The organism is Cupriavidus sp. MEYA8 (assembly GCF_059278825.1).
Window position 1 is genome coordinate 383507 of record NZ_JCAEMD010000003.1, and the last position, 21179, is coordinate 404685.

At 61.6% G+C, this 21179-nt stretch carries 19 protein-coding genes and 5 pseudogenes; 11 read left to right on the top strand and 13 right to left on the bottom strand.

Going from position 1 to position 21179, the window contains the following annotated elements; genetic code table 11:
• The first annotated feature begins 539 nt into the window (after positions 1–539).
• Positions 540–977 (top strand): lysozyme inhibitor LprI family protein, encoded by a 438-nt coding sequence (locus tag AC5WJ1_RS29620; RefSeq protein ID WP_494477051.1) that lies wholly within the window; start codon positions 540–542, stop codon positions 975–977.
• Between the two features lie 143 nt (positions 978–1120).
• Here the strand turns inward: AC5WJ1_RS29620 and AC5WJ1_RS29625 are convergent, their stop codons facing one another.
• From AC5WJ1_RS29625 to AC5WJ1_RS29640, 4 genes and pseudogenes are all read right to left on the bottom strand, one after another.
• Entirely contained in the window at positions 1121–1861 is a 741-nt protein-coding gene (locus tag AC5WJ1_RS29625; RefSeq protein WP_494477052.1) for an IS6 family transposase, read from the bottom strand.
• A gap of 68 nt (positions 1862–1929) precedes the next feature.
• Positions 1930–2166, bottom strand: a pseudogene (locus AC5WJ1_RS29630) (IS6 family transposase); the annotation flags it as partial.
• Between the two features lie 243 nt (positions 2167–2409).
• Positions 2410–2682, bottom strand: coding sequence for a hypothetical protein (locus tag AC5WJ1_RS29635; protein ID WP_494477053.1), 273 nt, complete (start codon positions 2680–2682; stop codon positions 2410–2412).
• A 390-nt stretch (positions 2683–3072) separates the two neighbouring features.
• Positions 3073–3763 (bottom strand): IS6 family transposase gene (locus AC5WJ1_RS29640; RefSeq protein ID WP_494477054.1). Its coding sequence is split into 2 segments (ribosomal slippage): positions 3073–3451 and positions 3450–3763, totalling 693 coding nucleotides; the frame shifts between segments, so codons are not numbered across the junction.
• Between the two features lie 148 nt (positions 3764–3911).
• On the opposite strand from AC5WJ1_RS29640, the gene AC5WJ1_RS29645 reads away from it, so the two are divergent.
• From AC5WJ1_RS29645 to AC5WJ1_RS29655, 3 genes are all read left to right on the top strand, one after another.
• Positions 3912–4343, top strand: coding sequence for a hypothetical protein (locus tag AC5WJ1_RS29645; RefSeq protein ID WP_494477055.1), 432 nt, complete (start codon positions 3912–3914; stop codon positions 4341–4343).
• Positions 4344–4454: 111 nt separating this feature from the next.
• Positions 4455–5075 (top strand): YkgJ family cysteine cluster protein, encoded by a 621-nt coding sequence (locus tag AC5WJ1_RS29650; RefSeq protein ID WP_494477056.1) that lies wholly within the window; start codon positions 4455–4457, stop codon positions 5073–5075.
• On the top strand, positions 5072–5812 hold the full coding sequence (locus AC5WJ1_RS29655; RefSeq protein ID WP_494477052.1) for an IS6 family transposase: 741 nt from the start codon (positions 5072–5074) through the stop codon (positions 5810–5812). Before AC5WJ1_RS29650 ends, AC5WJ1_RS29655 begins: the two co-directional genes overlap by 4 nt.
• 356 nt (positions 5813–6168) lie before the next feature.
• On the opposite strand, the gene AC5WJ1_RS29660 is transcribed toward AC5WJ1_RS29655, so the two are convergent.
• The 6 genes from AC5WJ1_RS29660 to AC5WJ1_RS29685 form a co-directional block, all read right to left on the bottom strand.
• Positions 6169–6882: a response regulator transcription factor gene (locus AC5WJ1_RS29660; protein ID WP_494477057.1), complete on the bottom strand. Its 714-nt coding sequence runs from the start codon at positions 6880–6882 to the stop codon at positions 6169–6171.
• A 174-nt stretch (positions 6883–7056) separates the two neighbouring features.
• On the bottom strand, positions 7057–7545 hold the full coding sequence (locus AC5WJ1_RS29665; protein ID WP_494477058.1) for a DUF411 domain-containing protein: 489 nt from the start codon (positions 7543–7545) through the stop codon (positions 7057–7059).
• 28 nt (positions 7546–7573) lie between these two features.
• On the bottom strand, positions 7574–8503 hold the full coding sequence (gene copD, locus AC5WJ1_RS29670; protein WP_494477059.1) for a copper homeostasis membrane protein CopD: 930 nt from the start codon (positions 8501–8503) through the stop codon (positions 7574–7576).
• Between the two features lie 4 nt (positions 8504–8507).
• Positions 8508–8894, bottom strand: coding sequence for a copper homeostasis periplasmic binding protein CopC (gene copC, locus AC5WJ1_RS29675; RefSeq protein ID WP_494477060.1), 387 nt, complete (start codon positions 8892–8894; stop codon positions 8508–8510).
• A gap of 31 nt (positions 8895–8925) precedes the next feature.
• The gene (locus AC5WJ1_RS29680) at positions 8926–9972 is read right to left on the bottom strand and encodes a copper resistance protein B (protein ID WP_494477396.1); all 1047 of its coding nucleotides are present in this window, start codon (positions 9970–9972) and stop codon (positions 8926–8928) included.
• Complete coding sequence (locus AC5WJ1_RS29685; RefSeq protein ID WP_494477061.1) at positions 9972–11765, bottom strand: copper resistance system multicopper oxidase; 1794 nt, start codon at positions 11763–11765, stop codon at positions 9972–9974. Before AC5WJ1_RS29685 ends, AC5WJ1_RS29680 begins: the two co-directional genes overlap by 1 nt.
• 179 nt (positions 11766–11944) lie before the next feature.
• Between AC5WJ1_RS29685 and AC5WJ1_RS29690 the strand changes: the two genes are divergently transcribed.
• The 5 genes and pseudogenes from AC5WJ1_RS29690 (at position 11945) to AC5WJ1_RS29710 (ending at position 16659) form a co-directional block, all read left to right on the top strand.
• The gene (locus tag AC5WJ1_RS29690) at positions 11945–12631 is read left to right on the top strand and encodes a heavy metal response regulator transcription factor (protein WP_494477062.1); all 687 of its coding nucleotides are present in this window, start codon (positions 11945–11947) and stop codon (positions 12629–12631) included.
• On the top strand, positions 12631–14034 hold the full coding sequence (locus tag AC5WJ1_RS29695; protein ID WP_494477063.1) for a heavy metal sensor histidine kinase: 1404 nt from the start codon (positions 12631–12633) through the stop codon (positions 14032–14034). Before AC5WJ1_RS29690 ends, AC5WJ1_RS29695 begins: the two co-directional genes overlap by 1 nt.
• A gap of 82 nt (positions 14035–14116) precedes the next feature.
• Positions 14117–15312 (top strand): annotated as a pseudogene (locus AC5WJ1_RS29700) (IS110 family RNA-guided transposase).
• A gap of 433 nt (positions 15313–15745) precedes the next feature.
• Positions 15746–15883, top strand: a pseudogene (locus AC5WJ1_RS29705) (IS5/IS1182 family transposase); the annotation flags it as partial.
• A 37-nt stretch (positions 15884–15920) separates the two neighbouring features.
• Positions 15921–16659, top strand: a pseudogene (locus AC5WJ1_RS29710) (IS6 family transposase).
• 65 nt (positions 16660–16724) lie between these two features.
• Here AC5WJ1_RS29710 and AC5WJ1_RS29715 read toward each other — a convergent pair.
• The 3 genes and pseudogenes from AC5WJ1_RS29715 to AC5WJ1_RS29725 all read right to left on the bottom strand — a co-directional run.
• On the bottom strand, positions 16725–18308 hold the full coding sequence (locus AC5WJ1_RS29715; protein ID WP_494477064.1) for an MFS transporter: 1584 nt from the start codon (positions 18306–18308) through the stop codon (positions 16725–16727).
• Positions 18305–18793, bottom strand: coding sequence for a MarR family winged helix-turn-helix transcriptional regulator (locus tag AC5WJ1_RS29720; RefSeq protein WP_494477065.1), 489 nt, complete (start codon positions 18791–18793; stop codon positions 18305–18307). Before AC5WJ1_RS29720 ends, AC5WJ1_RS29715 begins: the two co-directional genes overlap by 4 nt.
• Before the next feature lie 184 nt (positions 18794–18977).
• A pseudogene (locus tag AC5WJ1_RS29725) lies at positions 18978–19370 on the bottom strand (IS6 family transposase); the annotation flags it as partial.
• Positions 19371–19438: 68 nt separating this feature from the next.
• Between AC5WJ1_RS29725 and AC5WJ1_RS29730 the strand changes: the two are divergent.
• Positions 19439–20131, top strand: coding sequence for an IS6 family transposase (locus AC5WJ1_RS29730; protein WP_494477066.1), 693 nt, complete (start codon positions 19439–19441; stop codon positions 20129–20131).
• A gap of 123 nt (positions 20132–20254) precedes the next feature.
• Positions 20255–21124: a hypothetical protein gene (locus tag AC5WJ1_RS29735; RefSeq protein WP_494477067.1), complete on the top strand. Its 870-nt coding sequence runs from the start codon at positions 20255–20257 to the stop codon at positions 21122–21124.
• Positions 21125–21179 lie beyond the last annotated feature (55 nt).

A 21179-nucleotide genomic window follows, 5' to 3' on the forward strand; every position in this document is an offset into this window, starting at 1 on the left:
GAAGCTGCCGCGCTTCGATTGCACGTCGACGCTGCTGTCGTGCAGCTCACGGGCTTGGCCTGCTGACGGCCTGGCGCATTCATTTGCCACGCTCTATGCAACACGCTGTCGGCTACACCGGTTTTGTCAATGATGCCTTCGCGCAAGAAGAGCAACGCGAGCTGGCCGCGCTGCGGAAGGCGATTCGGATCGACACGGAGCAGGTCAGGCCCTGGCGCTGTAGCTGTAGCTGTAGCTGTAGCTGTAGCTGGAGCTGGAGCTGGAGCTGGAGCTGGAAGGGATCGTCGCCAAGCGGGCCGGCAGCATGTATGGCTGCGGCATCCGCTCACCGGACTGGGTGAAGATCAAACGGCCAGGCGCTGTGCCGCCGTCGCGTTTTCGCCGGTAGGACGGCTATAGTCACCCAGTACCTGTTCCAGTCCCGGAACCTGGCTATTCGGTCATGGTCAAAGTGGTTCAGCCACGGGGAGGCAATTGGCACTGAGCTTGTGCCTCGAGAAATAACGAGAATTGCTGCAACGTACAGCCAAGGAAACGCAATGAAAATCAAGACAGTTCTTATGACCATGCCCGGCCGTTATGCTCAAGTGGTGCTTGTGTTTGGCGCGCTAGTCTCGCAGACGGCGTTGGCCGCTGAATCTGCTGAGAGACTTTACAAGCAGTGTAAGAGCAAGAGCACGACCGCAGAGCAGCGTGAATGCTACCCTGCTGTAGAAAAGCAATCGGAAATCGAGCTAGTCGCGGCTGAGAAGAAAGCGCGTGCGGAGATGGTCGATTTAGAGAAGATCAGTGAGGGTAGCAGGAACCTGCATCCGGTCCAGGCATTTGACAAGGCAGCGCGCGCGTATCGGGCGTTTCGAGACGCTGAGAGCAATCGGGTGTTGACTTCTTATGGCTCTGGCAACGGAGGGGGGCTGGCAGCGTTCGAAACGATCGTCGAGATGAATCTCGCTCGCGTGAAGCACCTTTCGCCCTGAGGCGCGAAGAAGGTCCCCCCGCGCGAGATAGTCCCGGCCGGTGGACTCCTAACGATAGACAGCGCAATATCCTGCTGCAGGCGGTATTTTCACGTTGTTGGAAATTGGCCGAGAAAAGCCGCAGGGCAAGTGTGGACCGCCGGTCATGCCATCCAGCGGACGCACGAAGCCCTTTCCCAGGCCTGCATGGCCTGGGCGCGAGCCTGCCGTTTGTGCTGGGCATCGCGATGGTATCGACACCCCATGAAAAGGTTTGAAATCTGTCCATGCACCGACGCGAAGCGTTGCAGGTGGCGCGCCGACTTGAAGCGGCGCATCACCTTTTCTCGTACCCGCGTGGGCTGGTGGCTGTTCTCGGCCCGGTTGTTCAGCCCCTTGTGCTGCCGGTGCTCGACCGTCAGACCCAGCTCGTTGTTGGCCGCCGCGTAGCTGCGCAGCTTGTCGGTGACAATCACACGCGGACGTCCATGGCGCTTGAGCAACTTGCGCATCAGCCGCTTGGCCGCGGCCTGGTCGCGCCGGCTTTGGACCAGCATGTCGAGCACGGCGCCGTGCTGATCCACCGCGCGCCACAGCCAGTGCTTCTTGCCGCGGATGGTCACCACGACTTCATCGAGGTGCCACTTGTCACCCCGGCCCAGTGCTGTGTTGCGAATGCGTTTGGCGACGGCCAGGCCGAAGTGCACTGACCAGCGCCGCACGGTTTCGTAGGTCGCCTCAATGCCACGGGCGGCCAGCATTTCCTCGACCATGCGCAGGCTCAGCGGAAACCGGTAGTACAACCACACGGCATAGCGGATCACCTCGGCGGGAAAACGATAGCCCTTGTACGAGATCGGATTGGCGGCTGCAGGCCAGCTGCAACGAGATGCTTTCTTCTTCATCTCCCGATCTTACCTCGTCGCCAACGTGACAGTACCCTAGAGAAGGCAGTGGCGAGCGAGCCCGGTGCTCAGGAAGCAGTTGACGGATTTTTGGCCACTTCAGTGAATTCATGCCAGGCGGCAAACCTCGCGGCAAGCTTGCGATAGAGCGAAGCACGCAACAGATGCCGTTTCAGCGCGAAGTGCTGGCGGATCGGGCCGAAGTTCGACAGGAACACCTGGGTGCGCTTCGGGTCGCGGAATCCACGCATGCGCCGCTCGCGTTCACGGGTCGGCTGGTGGCTGTTCTTGGCGCGATTGTTCACGCAAGGCTAACCGCGCTTGGGTCCAGTATGGGGTGACCGCCAATGAGAAGGCACCTTTGGAATGGCGAAGTGTTGAGCACGGGACCGCCGCAAGCCGAGCTGCGGCCTTGTGCTTCGTATCAGGGAAGACGACACCGCCGCCGAAGCAGTCGTGTCCCGTGGGCCGCTCTTTTCGCGGCCCACGGTCGGATGCCTGCAAGACGTCCGTACCTGGATGGCTGCGCCTGCAGTGAGAGGCGTGGATCAGGCGCCGTCCGTAAAGGTGTCGCGCGTTCCAACGGCGTGGCTGCCGTCACTGAACGGGTCGCGCGTACCCATCGCATGGCTGCCGTCGCTGAACGAATCGCGCGTACCCATCGCATGGCCGCCATCAGTGAAGGAATCGCGCGGCGAGTTCACGCCGGCGTTTGCCATGCCGGCCACGCCGCCGAGCGTTGCAATAGTCAGTGCTACAAGAGCGGCCTTCTTCAATGTACGCATTTTGCTTCTCCTTGATGATTCGATGATTGGCTCCATGAGCCTGCCAACACAGTGTAGAAAGCGGTACCCTACCGAGCCGTGACACCGACATGACAAAGCGGTCATCTTGGCACTGTCACTTGTCGCTAGCAAGACAAGGCAGTGGCGCTCACCGCGGCCTCGTCTCGATATTGGTGCATTTCCTGATCACTACTCATTTTGGTCTCGCCGAAACAATGCGAACTCCATTTTTTTCCATGTGGATGATACCAATCGTAGTGGGCGTATATCGCAGCTGAGATTTCGCGGGGTCTCGCGACTTGGTTGCCAGATTTGCGGCAGAAAATTGCGGCGACTAGCGTGACGAGTGTCGGCGCTCAGGCAGAACCGCGGGCTCTGTCGCTGTAAGGGAGCGAAGACGAGAAGACTCCTGAGGGGAAAACTGACTTATGCTGCCAGTGAATAGAATTGCTCTGCAGCAGACGGATTGCTCCCTTCATGGCACTGCATCTGGCCCTCGGCAATCATGTGCATGAGCTCGATACCGCCCAGCAGGATGCGCGCGCAGCGAAAGTCCTTGAACCCAAGCATCGGTCGGGTCAGGCGTTTGATGGCTCGATGGTCCTGCTCGACTATGTTGTTCAAGTACTTGACCTGCCGGATGGTGATGGGAGTTTCTCGTTCGGCGTTGACGTTGTGCAGGGCCGCCAGGTTGGATGCGCTGCCGTCGATGGTCACCGTGTCAGGCTGGCCGTGCTGCGCGATGGCCTTCTCGAAAAACCGCCGTGCTGCGGCCTTGTCACGCTGGGCGCGCAGCAGGAAGTCTGGTATGGCCCGCCTTGTCGACCGCCCGGTACAGATATTTCCACTGGCCGCGTACCAGGATGTAGGTCTCGTCCATGCGCCAGCTCTTGCCCACCGGTCGCTTGTGCCGGCGGAAGATCTTGTTCAACGCTGGCAGCAATTTGAGCGCCCAGCGGTGCACGGTCGAATGGTCCACCGAGATGCCACGCTCGGCCATCATCTCTTCGAGATGGCGCAGGCTCAGCGGATAGGCCACATACCAGCGCACGCAGGTCAGCATCACCTCCAGTGGGTAGTGCAGGCGCTTCAATACCTTCGCAATTTCCGGATTCATCACCGCTGCCCACACTGGCCGAGTTCGACTCCGGAAATTCTACCCCGAGCTTACTGCGACAAAACCGGTTCAAGTGCTTTCGCTGCGTGCGCCTATGGTGACAGGCGTTTGGTGAGATGTCTCCGAGCAGCTCGCTGACGAGATCAACATGAGCCGATTCGCTGCATTTCTTCTCTTGGCGTCGATTTCCGTCGACGCGGTGGCAGAGCGCTATCCCTTTATCCCCGCGTTGACGTTCTCGCACGAACTGGCCGGGTGCCAGTTTTTTACGGAGGCTCCTCTACCCAACAACGATGGAGATCTGCGAATGCGTGTCTTCCAGAATTGCGACTACAAGATGGAGATGAAGGAGCTCGGAGGTGATTACAGCTACACGTCGATGATCGATTGGTTTCGGGTCCGATGCAGAACCGGAGAGATCTCATGGCAAGGATCGCTCCGCTTTGACCGACAGTTCTGGGAAGGCGCCGGCGAGAAGAGCGAAGCCAAGAGTCAGGTCTTTAGCAAGCCCAATATATTCCAGTATCACGACATTTTTAAGCGCGCCTGTGATCCTCGACTTCCGGGAGCACCAAGCTGAAGAATCGAGTGCCCGGAAGTTTTGGGCGCAATGGAATTCGCATGAAGCGAAGATGCTTCCGCCACCCGGCGCAGGAACGGTAACTCTCGCAGACCACGCCCGATAACGATCATGACTCTACCAGACGCCGAACTCGCACGCCGCAGAACGGTAATAGTGCGCAATGCGGAAGCATTCTCAAAGCGTGTGCCCATTGCCTTGCAAAAAGAGCAGCGTGGGCTGGCGCGTGAAGTGCAACGACGCCAGTACGCCGGCAATGATGTGAAGGTTCTCGGGCTCTTGTACGACTACATTGATCGTGTCATGGCCATGGCCAAGGGTTCCGTTGCATGCAAGCGAGGGTGCTCGACGTGCTGTCACTCAGAGATTGCGCTGTGGCAGCCAGAGGCCGACCTGATCGCAGCAAAAACCGGCTTGCCGGTTCGGCGGAGTCCGCTTGAAGCCGCTCGGAAAGGTACGCCGTACACATCCACAAATGCGCCTTGTCCATTCCTCGCTAATGGAGCGTGTTCCATCTACGCGCTTCGCCCTCTGGTATGTAGGACGATGGTCAACTTCGATGCCGACAGCACGATCTGCCAGTTCGAGCATCGTGACAACACGCCTATTCCGATGATGGATCGCGCGACGAGCTTTGCCGGTGTCTATGAGGCCTATAACATCATCCTCAAGCGCAACCGTGGGGGCGCGGGGGTACTGTCACGTTGGCGACGAGGTAAGATCGGGAGATGAAGAAGAAAGCATCTCGTTGCAGCTGGCCTGCAGCCGCCAATCCGATCTCGTACAAGGGCTATCGTTTTCCCGCCGAGGTGATCCGCTATGCCGTGTGGTTGTACTACCGGTTTCCGCTGAGCCTGCGCATGGTCGAGGAAATGCTGGCCGCCCGTGGCATTGAGGCGACCTACGAAACCGTGCGGCGCTGGTCAGTGCACTTCGGCCTGGCCGTCGCCAAACGCATTCGCAACACAGCACTGGGCCGGGGTGACAAGTGGCACCTCGATGAAGTCGTGGTGACCATCCGCGGCAAGAAGCACTGGCTGTGGCGCGCGGTGGATCAGCACGGCGCCGTGCTCGACATGCTGGTCCAAAGCCGGCGCGACCAGGCCGCGGCCAAGCGGCTGATGCGCAAGTTGCTCAAGCGCCATGGACGTCCGCGTGTGATTGTCACCGACAAGCTGCGCAGCTACGCGGCGGCCAACAACGAGCTGGGTCTGACGGTCGAGCACCGGCAGCACAAGGGGCTGAACAACCGGGCCGAGAACAGCCACCAGCCCACGCGGGTACGAGAAAAGGTGATGCGCCGCTTCAAGTCGGCGCGCCACCTGCAACGCTTCGCGTCGGTGCATGGACAGATTTCAAACCTTTTCATGGGGTGTCGATACCATCGCGATGCCCAGCACAAACGGCAGGCTCGCGCCCAGGCCATGCAGGCCTGGGAAAGGGCTTCGTGCGTCCGCTGGATGGCATGACCGGCGGTCCACACTTGCCCTGCGGCTTTTCTCGGCCAATTTCCAACAACGTGACAATACCGTCTTCGGTAATCCCTGTGCCATATTGCGCGAGAAACCGCCGAACATAGAAGCAATATTGGCGGCGGGACGCAACTGCGAGCCCAACGACTTGCGATAGGTGGCGATCGAAGTCGTCAAGCCAATGCTTCAGTTCGCTCGGTAACTCCGCCGGTACCGAGTTCGCGTTGGAACGTCGTGCTCGGCGAGCCGACTGGACCGGAGAGGCTCAATTGCTTGGCTGGAACGACGTTTAGATTTCCGTCACATTTCATGCGATGGCCCTGGCGCCTTTGCGGCACCCAGGCCGCCAAGCCTCAAATCTTTTCACCGGAGGCCCCCCAGCCGGGGACAGATTCAAGCCGATAACCCTGGTTGTAGATTACGCGCAAGGTGATGCCGATCTGCGGCCCCAGATTCAGGCGCTGTCTGAGCCGATAGATATGCGTGTCGAGCGTGCGGGAGTTCGGCGCCTCGGCGGATTGTCCCCAAACTCGCGAAAAGACCGTTTCGCGGGGGACAGTGCAATCGAGATGCCTGGCGAGTATCTCGAGGATATCGTATTCCTTCGGGGACAGAGCTATCCTGCAACCGGCTTGATCGTAGACCGCCCGCTCCGAACACCGCATGACATATGGCCCAAACGCGATGGCCTCCAACGGCGCCGCCGTCTTGAGACGCCGCAGTCGCGCCTTGACTCGCGCAATAAGCTCCGTTTCTCTCGGCGGCTTGACGACATAGTCATCGACGCCAGCCTCAAAGGCCTCCCGGATGTCGCATTCGAGTATGGCATTCGTCAGGATAATGACGGGAAGATCGCCATATCCCTTCCGGATCCAGGTCAGGATTTCCAGGCCGTCGATGTCCGGCAGGCGCCTGTCGAGCAGGACAATGTCCGGCAAGAAGCGCTGGATTGCCCGCATCGCCTGCTGGCCATTTGAGTAAATCTCGACCGAAAACCCTGCCTTCGTCAACAGCATCTCCAGGTACGTCGCCTGGGACTCGTCGTCTTCCACTATGTAGAGCAGCATCTCTTCCCCGTCTCACTTCGCTGCGTCGAGGCGATTTCCTGTTGCCTGTTGCCTCAACGCACAACGCGTTCCCCCTGCCGGGCTGGATCAGTCGATACGGATACCTGCCAATGCATCGCGAAACCGCATTGATATTTTCATCTGGTATTACTTAGCGTCTCAAACCAACCGCATTCAGCTGTAAGCCTGGTACACCGACGACTGGCCATCCAAGCCGATCAGCAAGACGTTGTAGGGCATGCGGCGGTTGCCGTACGCCGGCCCATCCATGCCGGGCGCCCCCAGCGGCATGCTCGGCACTGCCAGCCCGATCGCCTTCGGCTGCTCGAGCAGCAACCGTTTGATCTCGCGGGCCGGAACATGCCCTTCCAGGGCGTAGCCACGCACGATGCCGGTGTGGCAGGAAGCATAGCGCTCGGGCATCCGCGCGGCCTTCCTGGCCTCTACGGTGTCTTCGACATCGTGCGCCACCACGTCGAAGCCGTTGTCGCGCAGGTGCGCTAGCCAGTCCTTGCAGCATCCGCAGCTTGGCGTCTTCCAGACTTCGACGACAGGCTTCGTTACCGCTTTCTGCGCCAGGGCTGCGACGGGCAGCAGCGCAAGGCCAATGGCAAAGGTTCGTCTCGTGCGAAACAAGGATGGTGCGTGCGAGTTGGCGGTCATCACATCGTGAAAATGAAAAGAAAGCGTATCAAGCGCCGGCGGGAAAAAGCACCCCCAGCCAGGCCACCAGGCCAAGAATCAAGCCGGCGAGACTGGCCTCCATGACCAGACTCCGGCGCAGCACGGCCACGGCTTCGGCGTAGCTGCCAACGCGCAACGCTGTGGCAAGACGCGGGCTCATCCGATATCGGTTGGCCGCAGCCAGCAGCAACATCAGCGCGAACAGCGCGAGCTTCACGAGCAACAGGTTGCCGTAAGCCGTACCAGGCAGGCCGTCGAGCGTCGGGCCTGCGATCAGAAAATAGTTGACCACACCGGTGACAGCCAATGTGGCCACGATCAACGTGCCGATGCGGGCAAAGCCGTTTGAAGCCCGGCCGAGCAGGTCGACTGCCTCCGGTGACGCGCCTCGCGCCGCCAAAGCAAGCATGACGAACGCAACCAGCGCGCCGACCCACGCACCTGCGGCCAGAAGATGGGCAATATCGATCACGAGATGGAACGCGCCGCGCATGCCGTCATCCATCGCGCCGTGGCCGGCCCAGGCGAGAGTCGCCAAGGCGACGGCGCCGAATGCGGACGGCACCGATAAGCGCGGCAGCGGACGCGTGCTCAGCGCAACGATGGCCGCCAACACGGCCAGCAAGGCCACCGCGCGCATCACCAAAGCCACGCCAACTGCCGTCCCCGTCACGATCATGCTGAAGACAGGCGCGGTGAGTTCGGCATACGCGCTGGCCCCGGTCATCGCCTTGGCCATCACCACCATGCTCGCGAGCGATAGTCCGATACCGATAACCGCCGCACCGCAAACGACACGGACATACCGTCGTGCAATCGGCAAACGCCGGTCGTCTTCTCGCATGGCATGCACGCCGAAAAGCGCGACGCCAAAGACGACCATCAGATCCAGGTACAGCGCAAAGCGCAGCGCGACGACCAGCCAATCCTCCGGCATCGGCTTACTTCACCTGGAAGGTGACGGTGCCGTTCACGTTGTGCGTGTCCGACGACACGGCACGCCAGTCAACGCGATAGCTGCCGGCGGGCAGCGGTTGCGTGGGCGTGATGATCATGGTCTTGCCATCCTCGCCGCCTGAGACCTTGGCCGCGACCTTCATTGGCGCGTGATCGGCCATGCCGGGCATGCCCGTCATCACCAGGTTCGCGCCCGAGAACTGCGGCATGAGGGTCTCGGAGAAATGCAGCTCGACCTTGGCGGGGGCAGCAACTTCCGCCTTGTCGGTCGGCGTCGACGAAACGAGCTTGGGATGCGCAAGCGCAGCCGTTGCCAGCAGCGCCAGGGACATACCGATGAAGGCTTGCTTGGTAAAGCGAGAGGTCATCATATAAACACCCATGAGATCAGGAGTTGGAACATTAAAACCAGAGGCGCACGCCAGCGACGAAGCGGGTCTCGCCGCGACGTCCACCGGCGGCTTCGATCATGTTGGCCGTGCCGCCAAATGCCTGGCTGCGCTCAATACCGATGTACGGGGCAAACTGCCGGCTGAACTCGTAGCGCAACCGCACGCCCACTGTCGCATCGGACAAGCCGCTGCCAATGGCAAGCTCCGGATCGCGTTTGCCATAGAAGTTGGCTTCAACGCGTGGCTGCAGAATCAGCCGCTGAGTCAGCAACAGTTCGTATTCGCTGGACAGGCGCAATGCCGTGCGCCCACTGCTGCCCACATACGCCGTCGCCTCAACGTCAAACCAGTACGGGGCCAGACCTTGCACCCCGAAACCCACCCAGTTGCGCGCGGGCCTGCCAAAGCCCGCATCGTTCCGGACCCCGAGTTGCGTGTCCCAGAACGTCGATACGGCATGGCTCCATAGCAACTCGGTGCGGGCCTCTTCGAAGCGTCCCTTCGATACGTCCCCCTCGGCTTTGAGGACGGCCTTGTTATACGTGGAGCCAACCCGGGCCTGCAACTCATAGGCCATTGCGTTGGAGTCGTTACCGTGCGCCCATTCGAGCCGATCCGCCACCACGGAAGCAAAGTAGTGCTCGTCCGACATTCTTAGACGGTGATCTTCGCCGAGCGAGTATTTTCCGGTGCCCAACTGATAACCGTCTGAATAGGCATCAGGATCGCGCAGGTCGGGAGACGCTGCGCCGTGATCCATGCCTTGCATCGAGCCGTGATCCATGCCCTGCATCGAGCCGTGATCCATGCCCTGCATCGAGCCGTGATCCATGCCTTGCATCGAGCCGTGATCCATGCCCTGCATTGCGCCGTGATCCATGCCTTGCATCGAGCCATCGGGCTTTGCGGCGGGAGGTTGAGATGCCGAAGCCGTCTCACCCGCCATCCGTTGCATGTCTTGAGCCGAGGCGGCGCCGATGCCGGCGGCAGCCAGCGCTACGGCCAATAGTGTTTTTGCGTGCTTGCGCATGCTTGATCTGCTGTGAAAGTCGAGCATCAAGCCACCACCACTTCGCGGAACATGCCCGCGTCCATGTGCAACATCAGGTGGCAGTGCCACGCCCAGCGTCCAAGCGCATCTGCCGTGACAAGAAAACTGATGCGTTGCGCAGGCTGAACCGGGAGCGTGTGCCGGCGTGCCAGGAACGTGCCGTCTGGTGCTTCAAGGTCGCTCCACATGCCGTGCAAGTGCATGGGGTGCGTCATCATCGTGTCGTTGTGGAGGATGACGCGCAGCCGTTCGCCATAGTGGAAATGCACGGGCTTCGACTCGCCAAACTCCACACCGTCAATCGACCAGGCGTAGCGCTCCATGTTGCCAGTCAGATGCATTTCGACTTCGCGTTGCGGGACACGCTTGTCAATGGGGCCGCCAATGGTATGCATGTCGGCCAGCACCAGGACGCGCCGTCCATTGTTGCGCAGCCCGACGCCGGGATCGTCCAGGTTGGTACGCGCCGTGTCGACGTGCATGTCCGTGCTGGGGCCATATTCCGTGCGTGCGTGCCGCGCCTTCTTGCTCGGCACCTTCAAGTTGTCTGGACCACCGGCGGATGCCATGTGCTGGCCATGGTCCATGCCGGACATACCAGCCATACCGCCGTGGCCCGTGCCCTTCATCCCGCCCATGTCTCCCATCATGTCGGTCATGGTCAGCGACTGGACCTTGTCGAGCGCGGGAACCGGCGCTTGCAGCCCGGAGCGGACTGCAAGAGTCCCGCGGGCGTAGCCGCTGCGGTCCATCGACTGCGAGAAGATGGTGTAGGCATCGTCCTTGGGGGAAACCAGCACGTCGCATGTCTCGCCGGGGCCAAAGCGAAACTCGTCCACGGTGACCGGCTCGAGGTCATTCCCATCGACCTGCACCACTTTGAGTTTCAGCCCCGGAATGCGGACGTCGTAGAAGGTATTGCCAGACCCGTTGATGAAGCGCAGCCGCACCGTCTCGCCCGGCGAGAACAGGCCCGTCCAGTTGCCGGCAGGCGTGACGCCGTTGGTCAAAAAGGTGAGCGTGGCACCGGAGACGTCCGCCAGATCGGTCGGACTCATGCGCATCTGGTTCCACATCCTCCGTTTGCGCATGGCAGTCTGCCAACCATCGTTGGCGACATCGCGGAAGAACTCCACCACCGTGGGCTGGAGGTAGTTGTAGTAGTCGCCCTGCGTCTTGAGCTTGGAGAGCACCCGCATCGGGTCTTCATCCGTCCAGTCCGACAGCAGCACCGTGTAATCGCGGTCGGCGCGAATCGGATCGTCGCCGTTTGCCGGATCGATGATGAGGCCGCCGTACACGCCCGTCATCTCCTGAAAGCCGGAGTGCGAGTGATACCAGTAGCTGCCGCTTTGCTGCACCTTGAAGCGGTAGGTAAAGGTCTCGCCGGACGGGATGCCGTTGAAGCTGATGCCGGGTACGCCGTCCATCTGGTACGGCAGGATGATGCCGTGCCAGTGGATCGAGGTCGGCTCGCGCAGGCGATTGGTCACACGCAGGGTAACGGTGTCCCCCTCTCGCCAGCGCAGCGTCGGGCCGGGCAGCATGCCGTTGATGGTGGTCGCCATGGCCGGCTTGCCGGTGTAGTTCACGGGTGTCTCGTCGATCACCAGATCGAACTCGGTGCCGCGCAGCACCGGACTCGACCCCAGCACGGTGGATGCGGCGGACGCTGCCTGCGACGAAGTGATGCCACCCAGCCCCAAGCCGGCAATGACCCCACCGGCGGCCAGACCCTGCACGAACCGCCGACGCGGCAAGTTCGGTAGCACAAGGCCGGATGCACGATTGCTGCGCATGATCGAGTTTTCCTTATGTAGATATGCAACTCAAAAAGTTGCGTGTAGGCTACCCAGCATCAGGCTACGCCAGCCTGACCAAAATATTACGGATCGGTCATCTTGGTGTGATAGCGCCCGCAGCGCGGTACTCTACCGTCCATATTCAGCCGCAAACATGTAATTCAGGTGCGTTATCTATGAAGCTATTAGTCGTCGAGGACGAACCCAAGACCGGGGAATACCTGCAGCAAGGCCTTACCGAAGCCGGGTTCGTGGTGGACCTGGCCCGCAACGGCATCGACGGCCAGCATCTGGCCATGACGGGTGACTACGACCTGCTAGTGTTGGACGTGATGCTGCCCGACGTGAATGGCTGGCAGATCGTCCAATCCTTGCGTGCCGTAGAGCAAGCCGTGCCGGTGCTGTTTCTGACCGCGCGCGACAGCGTGGCCGACCGCGTCAAGGGGCTGGAGATGGGGGCCGACGACTATCTCGTGAAGCCGTTTGCGTTTGCAGAACTGCTGGCGCGGGTGCGCACGCTGCTGCGTCGTGGCAGCGCCGCGTTGTCGGCCGATCGCATCCAGGTTGCGGACCTGGTGCTGGACCTGACCCGCCGGCGCGTCTCGCGTGGCGGCCAGAAGATTCCGCTCACGAGCAAGGAATTCTCCTTGCTGGAACTGCTGGCCCGGCGCCGCGGCGAGGCGCTGCCACGCTCGCTGATCGCCTCCCAGGTCTGGGACATGAACTTCGACAGCGACACCAACGTGATCGACGTGGCCATCCGCCGCCTGCGCGCCAAGATCGACGACAACTTCGAGCCGAAACTGATCCAGACCGTGCGCGGCATGGGCTACGTGCTTGACGACCCGGAGGAAGCGGCCTGATGTGCCCGATGCGCCTGACGGGGCAGCTCTCCCTCACCACACGGCTGACGGCGTACTTCTCGCTGTGCGCGGCGGCGGTGCTGCTGGGCCTTGGCATTGTGATCTCCCTCGCCATGGATCAGCACTTTGCCAAGCAAGACTACTCGACCCTGCGCGAGCACATCAACGTCATCCGGAAGATCGTCGAATCGAACCCGACCGATCAGATTCCCGAGCGCATTCGGGAAGCCTTGCGATATCACACCGACCTGATTGCACGCATTCAAGACCCGGACCAGCAGGTCTTGTATGCGACCCAGGGCTTCGACTCCCAGGCCGAGGCAGAAGCATTGGCGCAGCAGCACAACGGCGACGTTCTCGCATGGGAGCAAGGTGGGCAGCACTATCGCGGCATCCGCGCGTCGATCCCGCTGCACAACGCATCGGCCAAGTCCCTGGACATCCTGCTGGGCATGAACACGGATACGCATGCCCACTTCCTGCACACGTTCCGCCGCACGCTGGCGTTCTACATCGCCTTGGCAGTGCTGGCCACCGGTCTGTTCGGTTGGTGGGCTGCACGTCGCGGTCTGGCACCGCTACGCACCATGGCCTCGCGTGCACGCACCGTGACGGCCGACAAGCTAGACGAGCGCATGCCCGTTGAGACCGTGCCCGAAGAGGTCGCAGACCTGGCCGCCACTCTGAACGCCATGCTGGAGCGGCTGCAGAACGATTTCCGCCGCCTGTCGGACTTCTCGACCGACATCGCACACGAGCTGCGCACGCCGCTTACCAATCTGCTCACGCAGACAGAAGTCGTGCTCTCACAGCCGCGAGAGGGCATCAAGTATCGCGACGTGCTGGCTTCCAACGCCGAAGAACTCCAACGCTTGGCACGCATGGTCTCCGACATGCTTTACCTCGCGAAGATGGAGCACAGCCTGACGCTGCCCAGCACGGAAGAGATTCATCTCGCCGACGAGATACTTGCGTTGTTCGAGTTCTATGACGCGCTGGCCGACGACAAGGCGGTGCAGCTTCAACTGCAAGGGGACGGCCGCATCCTGGGGGACCGGCTGATGCTGCGTCGCGCGTTGAGCAACCTGCTATCCAACGCGATCCGCCACACGCCGGGACAAGGCACGGTGCTGGTCACGGTCAGCGGCGATGGCGATGGCGATGGCGATGGCGTCACGGTCTCCGTCGACAACGACGGCGAAGCCATCGCACCGCACGTGCTGCCGTTCCTTTTCGAGCGCTTCTTCCGTGCCGACAAGTCGCGCGCCCGCCCTGAGTCGGAAAGCACGGGGCTTGGGCTGGCCATCACCCGGGCCATCGTCGTGGCGCACGGCGGCACCATCGATGTTTCGCGAGTCGATGGGCGAACGCGCTTCTCCATTCGCTTGCCACATCCAACCTAGATCCTATGAATGAAGGCGGGTCGGTAACGCACGCAAAGCGATCCTAAAGTAAAGGTGCGACCCATTCACCTTGGAGCACGTCATGCAACCGACCCGTATCAATCATTCTATGCCCGGAGAAGATGTATTGGCAGTGGCCCTGGAGCTGTCCAACAGCACCTGGAAAATCGCCCTGCACGACGGCAAGCGGGAGAAGCCTGCGATCCAGACTGTAGCTGCAAAAGTTCCGGCATGCCGCCTGGACGAAGCGATGCAAGCGATCGAGAAGATCAAGACGAAATGGGGACTTGGCCCTGCCGTGCGCACCGTCGTGTTGTACGAGGCTGGTCAGGACGGCTTCTGGATCGAGCGAGCGCTATCGAAGCTAGGATACGAAGTAGTGATCTGCGACCCCGCCAGCATCCCGGTGGAGCGGCACGCGCGGCGGGCCAAGACCGACCGACTCGACGCGATCAAGCTGGTCTTGTGCCTGCGCGCCTGGCTGCGCGGCGAACATGACCGCATGCACGTGATTCGCGTACCGGCCGTTGAAACCGAAGCCCAGCGGCACCTGGTGCGCGACCGGGGTGAACTTCAAAAGAGACGCTACAGCACCGCGACCGGATCCGCAAGCTGCTGCGAACAGTGGGTTGCTGGCAAGACGTCGAAGGCGATATCGCAAAGCGGCTAGCAAAGGGAGAAATCTCCTGCTACGACGGCGCGGCAATCCCTGCGCAGTTGCATGCGCGGCTGATCCGGGAGTGTCAGCGCTTGGCCTTAGCCCAGCAGCAACTCGCTGCACTGGAAAAAGACCTGGTCAGGCAATTGCCGGAACCCGCACAAAAACGCATTGCCGACCTGCAACGGCTCAAGGCGGTCGGCCCGGTCGGCGCGACACGACTGGTGCTCGAGCTGTTCTGGCGCAGCTTTGACAACCGCCGGCAGGTGGGCGCCTGTGTCGGCTTGGCGCCGCAGCCGTACGACAGCGGCCAGAGCCGGGTCGACCAGGGGATCAGTAAGCAGGGCAACCGGCGCGTGCGTTCTCTGCTTATTGAAATGGCGTGGCTCTGGCTACGCTATCAGCCCGGCAGTGCGATGGCGCAGTGGTACGTGCAGCGCACCCAAGGAAATAGCCAGAACAAGCGGGGCAAGCGCATCGCTATAGTCGCGGTGGCGCGACGGCTGGTCATCGCTCTGTGGCGCTATCTGACGCATGGAATCCTACCCGAGGGAGCGCTTCTGAAAAACAGCAAGACCACAGGATTAAAACGTTCAGCCGGCGAGGTGGCAGCAGTTTGAAGGAATGGCGGCAACGCTCGCATTAGCTGCTCCTGTCCGTCCTATCGCAAGTCAGTTCGAAGTAGACAAGCCCGTGCAGCCTGCTGGTTGCAACCGCAACCGACACTACTAGATGGGAGCTTCTCGCATCAAGGTCACCTTAGCGCAACGCGCATGCAGGATTGGGCTGGGCAAATACCAGCGGATAGAAGTTGGTGGGACGTCGAAGTCTCACGTAAAGATGACCGGGAACTTTGAAACTGGTGAACAACAGCGACAGCCGCCTTGCGGCAAGCGCGAGCTAGATTAGGAAGTTGGATCAATTTGCGTAAAAATTCTTGCCTTCCGACTCATCATAGAAGCAGGCTGCTGAAGTACCTCGACCCCGAGTCAGCGCATCGACAGCTCGAAACGTTGACCTGAGAACTCGACACGATTCACTCTCCAACATTGCATGCGCGGCGCAGACACCTTCACCGAAAGCTTGTTCACCATGCGGCGGCTGGACCATTTCGTGCCCAAGTCCCATCCACTTCGCCCGATCCGCACCATGGTCAACCAGGCCTTGGCGAAGATGGATCGGCTGTTCGCAGGGTACTGTCACGTTGGCGACCAGGTAAGATCGGTAGATGAAGAAGAAAGCATCTCGTTGCAGCTGGCCTGCAGCCGCCAATCCGATCTCGTACAAGGGCTATCGTTTTCCCGCCGAGGTGATCCGCTATGCCGTGTGGTTGTACTACCGGTTTCCGCTGAGCCTGCGCATGGTCGAGGAAATGCTGGCCGCGCGTGGCATTGAGGCGACCTACGAAACCGTGCGGCGCTGGTCAGTGCACTTCGGCCTGGCCGTCGCCAAACGCATTTGCAACACAGCACTGGGCCGGGGTGACAAGTGGCACCTCGATGAAGTCGTGGTGACCATCCGCGGCAAGAAGCACTGGCTGTGGCGCGCGGTGGATCAGCACGGCGCCGTGCTCGACGTGCTGATCCAAAGCCGGCGCGACCAGGCCGCGGCCAAGCGGCTGATGCGCAAGTTGCTCAAGCGCCATGGACGTCCGCGTGTGATTGTCACTGACAAGCTGCGCAGCTACGCGGCGGCCAACAACGAGCTGGGTGACGGTCGAGCACCGGCAGCACAAGGGGCTGAACAACCGGGCCGAGAACAGCCACCAGCCCACGCGGGTACGAGAGAAGGTGATGCGCCGCTTCAAGTCGGCGCGCCACCTGCAACGCTTCGCGTCGGTGCATGGACAGATTTCAAACCTTTTCATGGGGTGTCGATACCATCGCGATGCCCAGCACAAACGGCAGGCTAGCGCCCAGGCCATGCAGGCCTGGGAAAGGGCTTCGTGCGTCCGCTGGATGGCATGACCGGCGGTCCACACTTGCCCTGCGGCTTTTCTCAGCCAAGTTCCAATAACGTGACAATACCCGCTCTAGGCCAGCCGCCGTTGCAGCAGCATGTACGCCGCCGCGACCAACGCCAGTACGGCAATCAGCCGATAGATATCCTCGCAGGCAATCAGCCTGGCCTGCTGCTCGATCAGCCCGTCTAGTTGTGCGAGCGCGCCCAGGTGGGCCTGCGCCGCATCGAAGCCGCGCGCGGCCAATGCCGCCTGCATGGCAGCCATCCAGTGCTCGGCCTCGGCGGGACGCTGGCCCACCGCGTGCAGCAGGCTGTCGTGCACCGCGAACTGGCGGTTCTGCAGCAGCACCGCGCCCAGCGCCGAGGCAAAGGAACTGGCGACCTGCCTTATCAGGTTCTTGCTGCGGTAACCGTGGGTGAATTCATCGGGGTCCAACTCGCGGAACGTTAGCCCGGCGATAGGAATGATCACCAACACACCGAACAGCCCCTTGCCGAACAGCCCCCATGCCAGATCGGGCGGCCCGGCGTCGGGCGGCATCTGCGAGAACCACCATGCCGTGGCGGCCATCAGCGCCAGGCCGGCGACCATCAGCGGCTTCTTGCGCGTCAGGCGCGGCGCCACCTGCAGGTAGACGAAGCTGCCGGCCAGGCTGACGAGCGCGGCAAAGGTGTTGAGCCAGCCGGTGGTGGCCAGCGGGATCTTCAGGGCCTGCTCGGCGTAGATCGGGAACAGGTAGCCGTTCAGGTTGCTGATCATGTAGTAAACGAAGTACATCGCCAGGCCGGTCAGGTACACCGGCTGGCGCAGCGCGCGCAGGTGCAGCACTGGGTCGATGTGGTGCCACTGGTTCCACAGGAACACGGCCAGCAGCGCCAGGCCCGCGGCAGCCAACAGCGCGAGCCGCAGCGGGTGCGAGAACACGTCGAAGCGCGCCTCGGTCAGCGCCGCCTGCAAGGTCACGATGGCGGCGCCGAACAGCAGCATCGGCCCGAGCGCGAGGCCGCTGGTATCGGCGCGCGGCTCCGCATCCGGCAGCAGCAGCCAGGCACCCAGCGTGGCCAGCGCGGCGAACGGCAGCACGCCGTAGAACACGTCCTGCCATACGCCATGGTCGATCAGCTCGGCGGCGAAGGCCGGACCCAGCGCCGACGCCGAGAAAATGCCGATCATGAAAATGCGGCTGGCGCGCGGGCGCGCCGTCGGTCCGAACAGCACGTTGACCAGGATGCGGCAGCTGGTGAACAACGCGCCGCCGCCCACGCCCTGGATAAAGCGCGCCACCACCATCTGCGGCAGCGCATGGCTGGTCGCGGCCACGACCGTACCCGCCATGAACAGCAGCAGCGCCCCCGTCAGGTAGTAGCGGTAGCCGAACCGGCGCGACAGCCATTGCTGCTTCAGGATCATCAGCATGCTGCCCACCGCGTAGGCCGCCTGCACCAGCGCAAAGCTGCGCGGGTCGGCGTCGAGGCCGCCGACGATGTGGCTGGAGGCAAAGACGAACATGATGTTCTCGAGGAACTCCACGCCGGTGGCCAGTGCTAGCAGCATCATCAGCAGGGTCTGGCGCTGCCGGCGGGTCAGCCAGCGCAGCCACCGCATGCCGGCGCGCAATTTCCATAGCGGTTGCCAGGGCGAACCGGGAATCATGGCTGCAGCCCTTCCAGGGTCTGGTGCAGCTGGGTCAGCGCGCGCGTGGCGCCGGCCAGGCCGCTCGCGCCGAGCGGCGCCCAGGCCTCGCCGTAGGCGGCATGCACTGCCGGCGCGGCGCGTTCCAGCAGCCGGCGGCCGGCCGGGGTCAGGGTCAGCTCCAGGCTGCGGCGGTCGCTGGCCGAGGCATGCCGGCGCAGCAGGCCGCGCGCTTCCAGTCCATCCAGCAGCCGCGTCATCTGCGTGCGCGTGGCGTCGAGCGTGGCGCCCAGCTCGGACGGCATGCTGGGCTTGCCGTCGTCGACGGCAAGCATGCTCAGGAGCAGGTACTGGCTCATGTCCAGTTCGAACGGGGACAGCGCCTGGTCGATATGGCCGCGCAGCAGGCGCGCGGTGCGCAGCAGCAGCCTGGAGGCCAGGATCAGGTCGCGCGGGGCTTCGGGATGGCTGGCGCAGAAGCGGTCGATGCGTTGTTCGAAGGACATAGTGGGAGGCGTTCCAATCTACGGCGTGAGCCGTGGATCGATCAACGTCAACATGTAGTTTACAATGCGATTATACCAGATGAAACTACTTTCGCCCAATGCGAGAGGTCGGCTAATGGGTGTCACGGGGGTTATGTCGCAGTAAGCCAGTGAGGACGTGAAGAGCTCGCCGGGTTGATTGGGTTTATATTGCCAGCGAATAGAACTGCTCTGCAGCGGACGGACTGCTCCCTTCGGTGCATTGCATCTGGCCCTTGGAAATCATGTGCATCAGTTCGATGCCGCCCAGCAAGATGCGGGCGCAGCGGAAGTCCTTGAAGCCAAGCATGGGTCGAGTCTGGCGCTTGATGGCCCGATGGTCCTGCTCGACGACGTTGTTCAGGTACTTGACCTGGCGAATGGCGATGGGCGTTTCCCGTTCGGCGTTGAGGTCGTGCAGTGCCGCCAGGTTGGCCGGGCTGCCGTCGATGGTCACCGTGTCAGGCTGGCCGTGCTGCGCGATGGCCTTCTCGAAAAACCGCCGTGCTGCGGCCTTGTCACGCTGGGCGCGCAGCAGGAAGTCGATGGTATGGCCCGCCTGGTTTTGTCGCAGTAAGCTCGGGGTAGAATTTCCGGAGTCGAACTCAGCCAGTGTGGGCAGCGGTGATGAATCCGGAAGTTGCGAAGGTATTGAAGCGCCTGCACTACCCACTGGAGGTGATGCTGACCTGCGTGCGCTGGTATGTCGCCTATCCGCTGAGCCTGCGCCATCTCGAAGAGATGATGGCCGAGCGTGGCATCTCGGTGGACCATTCGACCGTGCACCGCTGGGCGCTCAAACTGCTGCCAGCGTTGAACAAGATCTTCCGCCGGCACAAGCGACCGGTGGGCAAGAGCTGGCGCATGGACGAGACCTACATCCTGGTACGCGGCCAGTGGAAGTATCTGTACCGGGCGGTCGACAAGGCGGGCCATACCATCGACTTCCTGCTGCGCGCCCAGCGTGACAAGGCCGCAGCACGGCGGTTTTTCGAGAAGGCCATCGCGCAGCACGGCCAGCCTGACACGGTGACCATCGACGGCAGCCCGGCCAACCTGGCGGCACTGCACGACCTCAACGCCGAACGGGAAACACCCATCGCCATTCGCCAGGTCAAGTACCTGAACAACGCCGTCGAGCAGGACCATCGGGCCATCAAGCGCCAGACTCGACCCATGCTTGGCTTCAAGGACTTCCGCTGCGCCCGCATCTTGCTGGGCGGCATCGAACTGATGCACATGATTTCCAAGGGCCAGATGCAATGCACCGAAGGGAGCAGTCCGTCCGCTGCAGAGCAGTTCTATTCGCTGGCAATATAAACCCAATCAACCCGGCGAGCTCTTCACGTCCTCACTGGCTTACTGCGACATAACCCGAGGTGGCATCTGGTAGACGGTCCGGCCTTTGGCAGTAAAATTAGAATTTTCCAACTGGGGAAAAACGTGTGCCCTAAGCGCGATCTTGCTGCTATCGCCATCGTCGCCGCACTATTTGCCAATCGGTTGGTGTGGGCGACGACTGACGCGACGATTTTGTCCGAAACACCGCTATCGACTGAAGCGCCTCCGCCGGTAGTCAGGGCGAACTGCTGGACAACGCTTTGGTCTCGCCCCGATGCGAAAGTGCAGATGGAAGCAGACGGTATCATGCCGATGTCTATTACGACGGTCCAGGATCCGCTCGGCCATACACATGCGGGATGCCAGGCGATCATTAATATCCACTCGAGGACCGCGCTTGCAGCGCTAATGGGGCCGCCTGTTATTACAGATCAGCGCAATCTGGTCACTGTGTCATCGCTCGCCTCGCCGCCGGAGGTTCGCATTGAAGGCCATTCAGAGATCAATGCGAGATCGCGCTATACCAGGCTCTATGGCGTATCGACAAGCATAGGTGAGGGTGTGCTCAACTATCAGGGAGCCGATTTGCGCGAGGGCGCGACACTTGGCGGAGAGACCGTCAGCTCCAGTGTTACGCTCAAGATCTATGCGCGAGGAATGGATGAAGAACTGGGCGAACTGCGAGTGCCACACGCCACGATTACCATCAGCTCGCGCCACGTTGGACGGCGGCGCATGATTGAAACTGCAATGGGTCGCAAAGAATGCATTCCGATCACCTACGAAAAACGCTCCTCGCTTGGGCCGACGCAGCTCATCGATGAGCTGATTATGTCGACGCCTTCCGTCATGCAGGTTACAGATTGGTATTGCCCAAGCGAAGGCTTCGTGCTGCGTACGGAAGTACAAGAGCATGGCAAGGTCCAGCGGATCGATACGACGGCAATCGTGCCAGTCGGCGAGGCACCCTGATTCCCGTTCGAGGATATAGGGGTCAGACCCTAGCGGGGCACTGTCAACTTGCCGC

What these genes read in the sequence shown, in the direction of transcription:
- AC5WJ1_RS29695 (WP_494477063.1), top strand. Translation starts at nt 12,631, where the DNA reads ATGTGCCCGATGCGCCTGACGGGGCAGCTCTCCCTCACCACACGGCTG.
- AC5WJ1_RS29730 (WP_494477066.1), top strand. Translation starts at nt 19,439, where the DNA reads ATGAATCCGGAAGTTGCGAAGGTATTGAAGCGCCTGCACTACCCACTG.
- AC5WJ1_RS29720 (WP_494477065.1), bottom strand. Translation starts at nt 18,793, where the DNA reads ATGTCCTTCGAACAACGCATCGACCGCTTCTGCGCCAGCCATCCCGAA.
- copD (WP_494477059.1), bottom strand. Translation starts at nt 8,503, where the DNA reads ATGCCGGAGGATTGGCTGGTCGTCGCGCTGCGCTTTGCGCTGTACCTG.
- AC5WJ1_RS29625 (WP_494477052.1), bottom strand. Translation starts at nt 1,861, where the DNA reads ATGAAGAAGAAAGCATCTCGTTGCAGCTGGCCTGCAGCCGCCAATCCG.
- AC5WJ1_RS29650 (WP_494477056.1), top strand. Translation starts at nt 4,455, where the DNA reads ATGACTCTACCAGACGCCGAACTCGCACGCCGCAGAACGGTAATAGTG.
- AC5WJ1_RS29635 (WP_494477053.1), bottom strand. Translation starts at nt 2,682, where the DNA reads ATGGAGCCAATCATCGAATCATCAAGGAGAAGCAAAATGCGTACATTG.
- AC5WJ1_RS29620 (WP_494477051.1), top strand. Translation starts at nt 540, where the DNA reads ATGAAAATCAAGACAGTTCTTATGACCATGCCCGGCCGTTATGCTCAA.
- AC5WJ1_RS29660 (WP_494477057.1), bottom strand. Translation starts at nt 6,882, where the DNA reads ATGCTGCTCTACATAGTGGAAGACGACGAGTCCCAGGCGACGTACCTG.
- AC5WJ1_RS29655 (WP_494477052.1), top strand. Translation starts at nt 5,072, where the DNA reads ATGAAGAAGAAAGCATCTCGTTGCAGCTGGCCTGCAGCCGCCAATCCG.
- AC5WJ1_RS29715 (WP_494477064.1), bottom strand. Translation starts at nt 18,308, where the DNA reads ATGATTCCCGGTTCGCCCTGGCAACCGCTATGGAAATTGCGCGCCGGC.
- AC5WJ1_RS29645 (WP_494477055.1), top strand. Translation starts at nt 3,912, where the DNA reads ATGAGCCGATTCGCTGCATTTCTTCTCTTGGCGTCGATTTCCGTCGAC.
- AC5WJ1_RS29690 (WP_494477062.1), top strand. Translation starts at nt 11,945, where the DNA reads ATGAAGCTATTAGTCGTCGAGGACGAACCCAAGACCGGGGAATACCTG.
- AC5WJ1_RS29680 (WP_494477396.1), bottom strand. Translation starts at nt 9,972, where the DNA reads ATGCTCGACTTTCACAGCAGATCAAGCATGCGCAAGCACGCAAAAACA.
- AC5WJ1_RS29665 (WP_494477058.1), bottom strand. Translation starts at nt 7,545, where the DNA reads ATGACCGCCAACTCGCACGCACCATCCTTGTTTCGCACGAGACGAACC.
- copC (WP_494477060.1), bottom strand. Translation starts at nt 8,894, where the DNA reads ATGATGACCTCTCGCTTTACCAAGCAAGCCTTCATCGGTATGTCCCTG.
- AC5WJ1_RS29685 (WP_494477061.1), bottom strand. Translation starts at nt 11,765, where the DNA reads ATGCGCAGCAATCGTGCATCCGGCCTTGTGCTACCGAACTTGCCGCGT.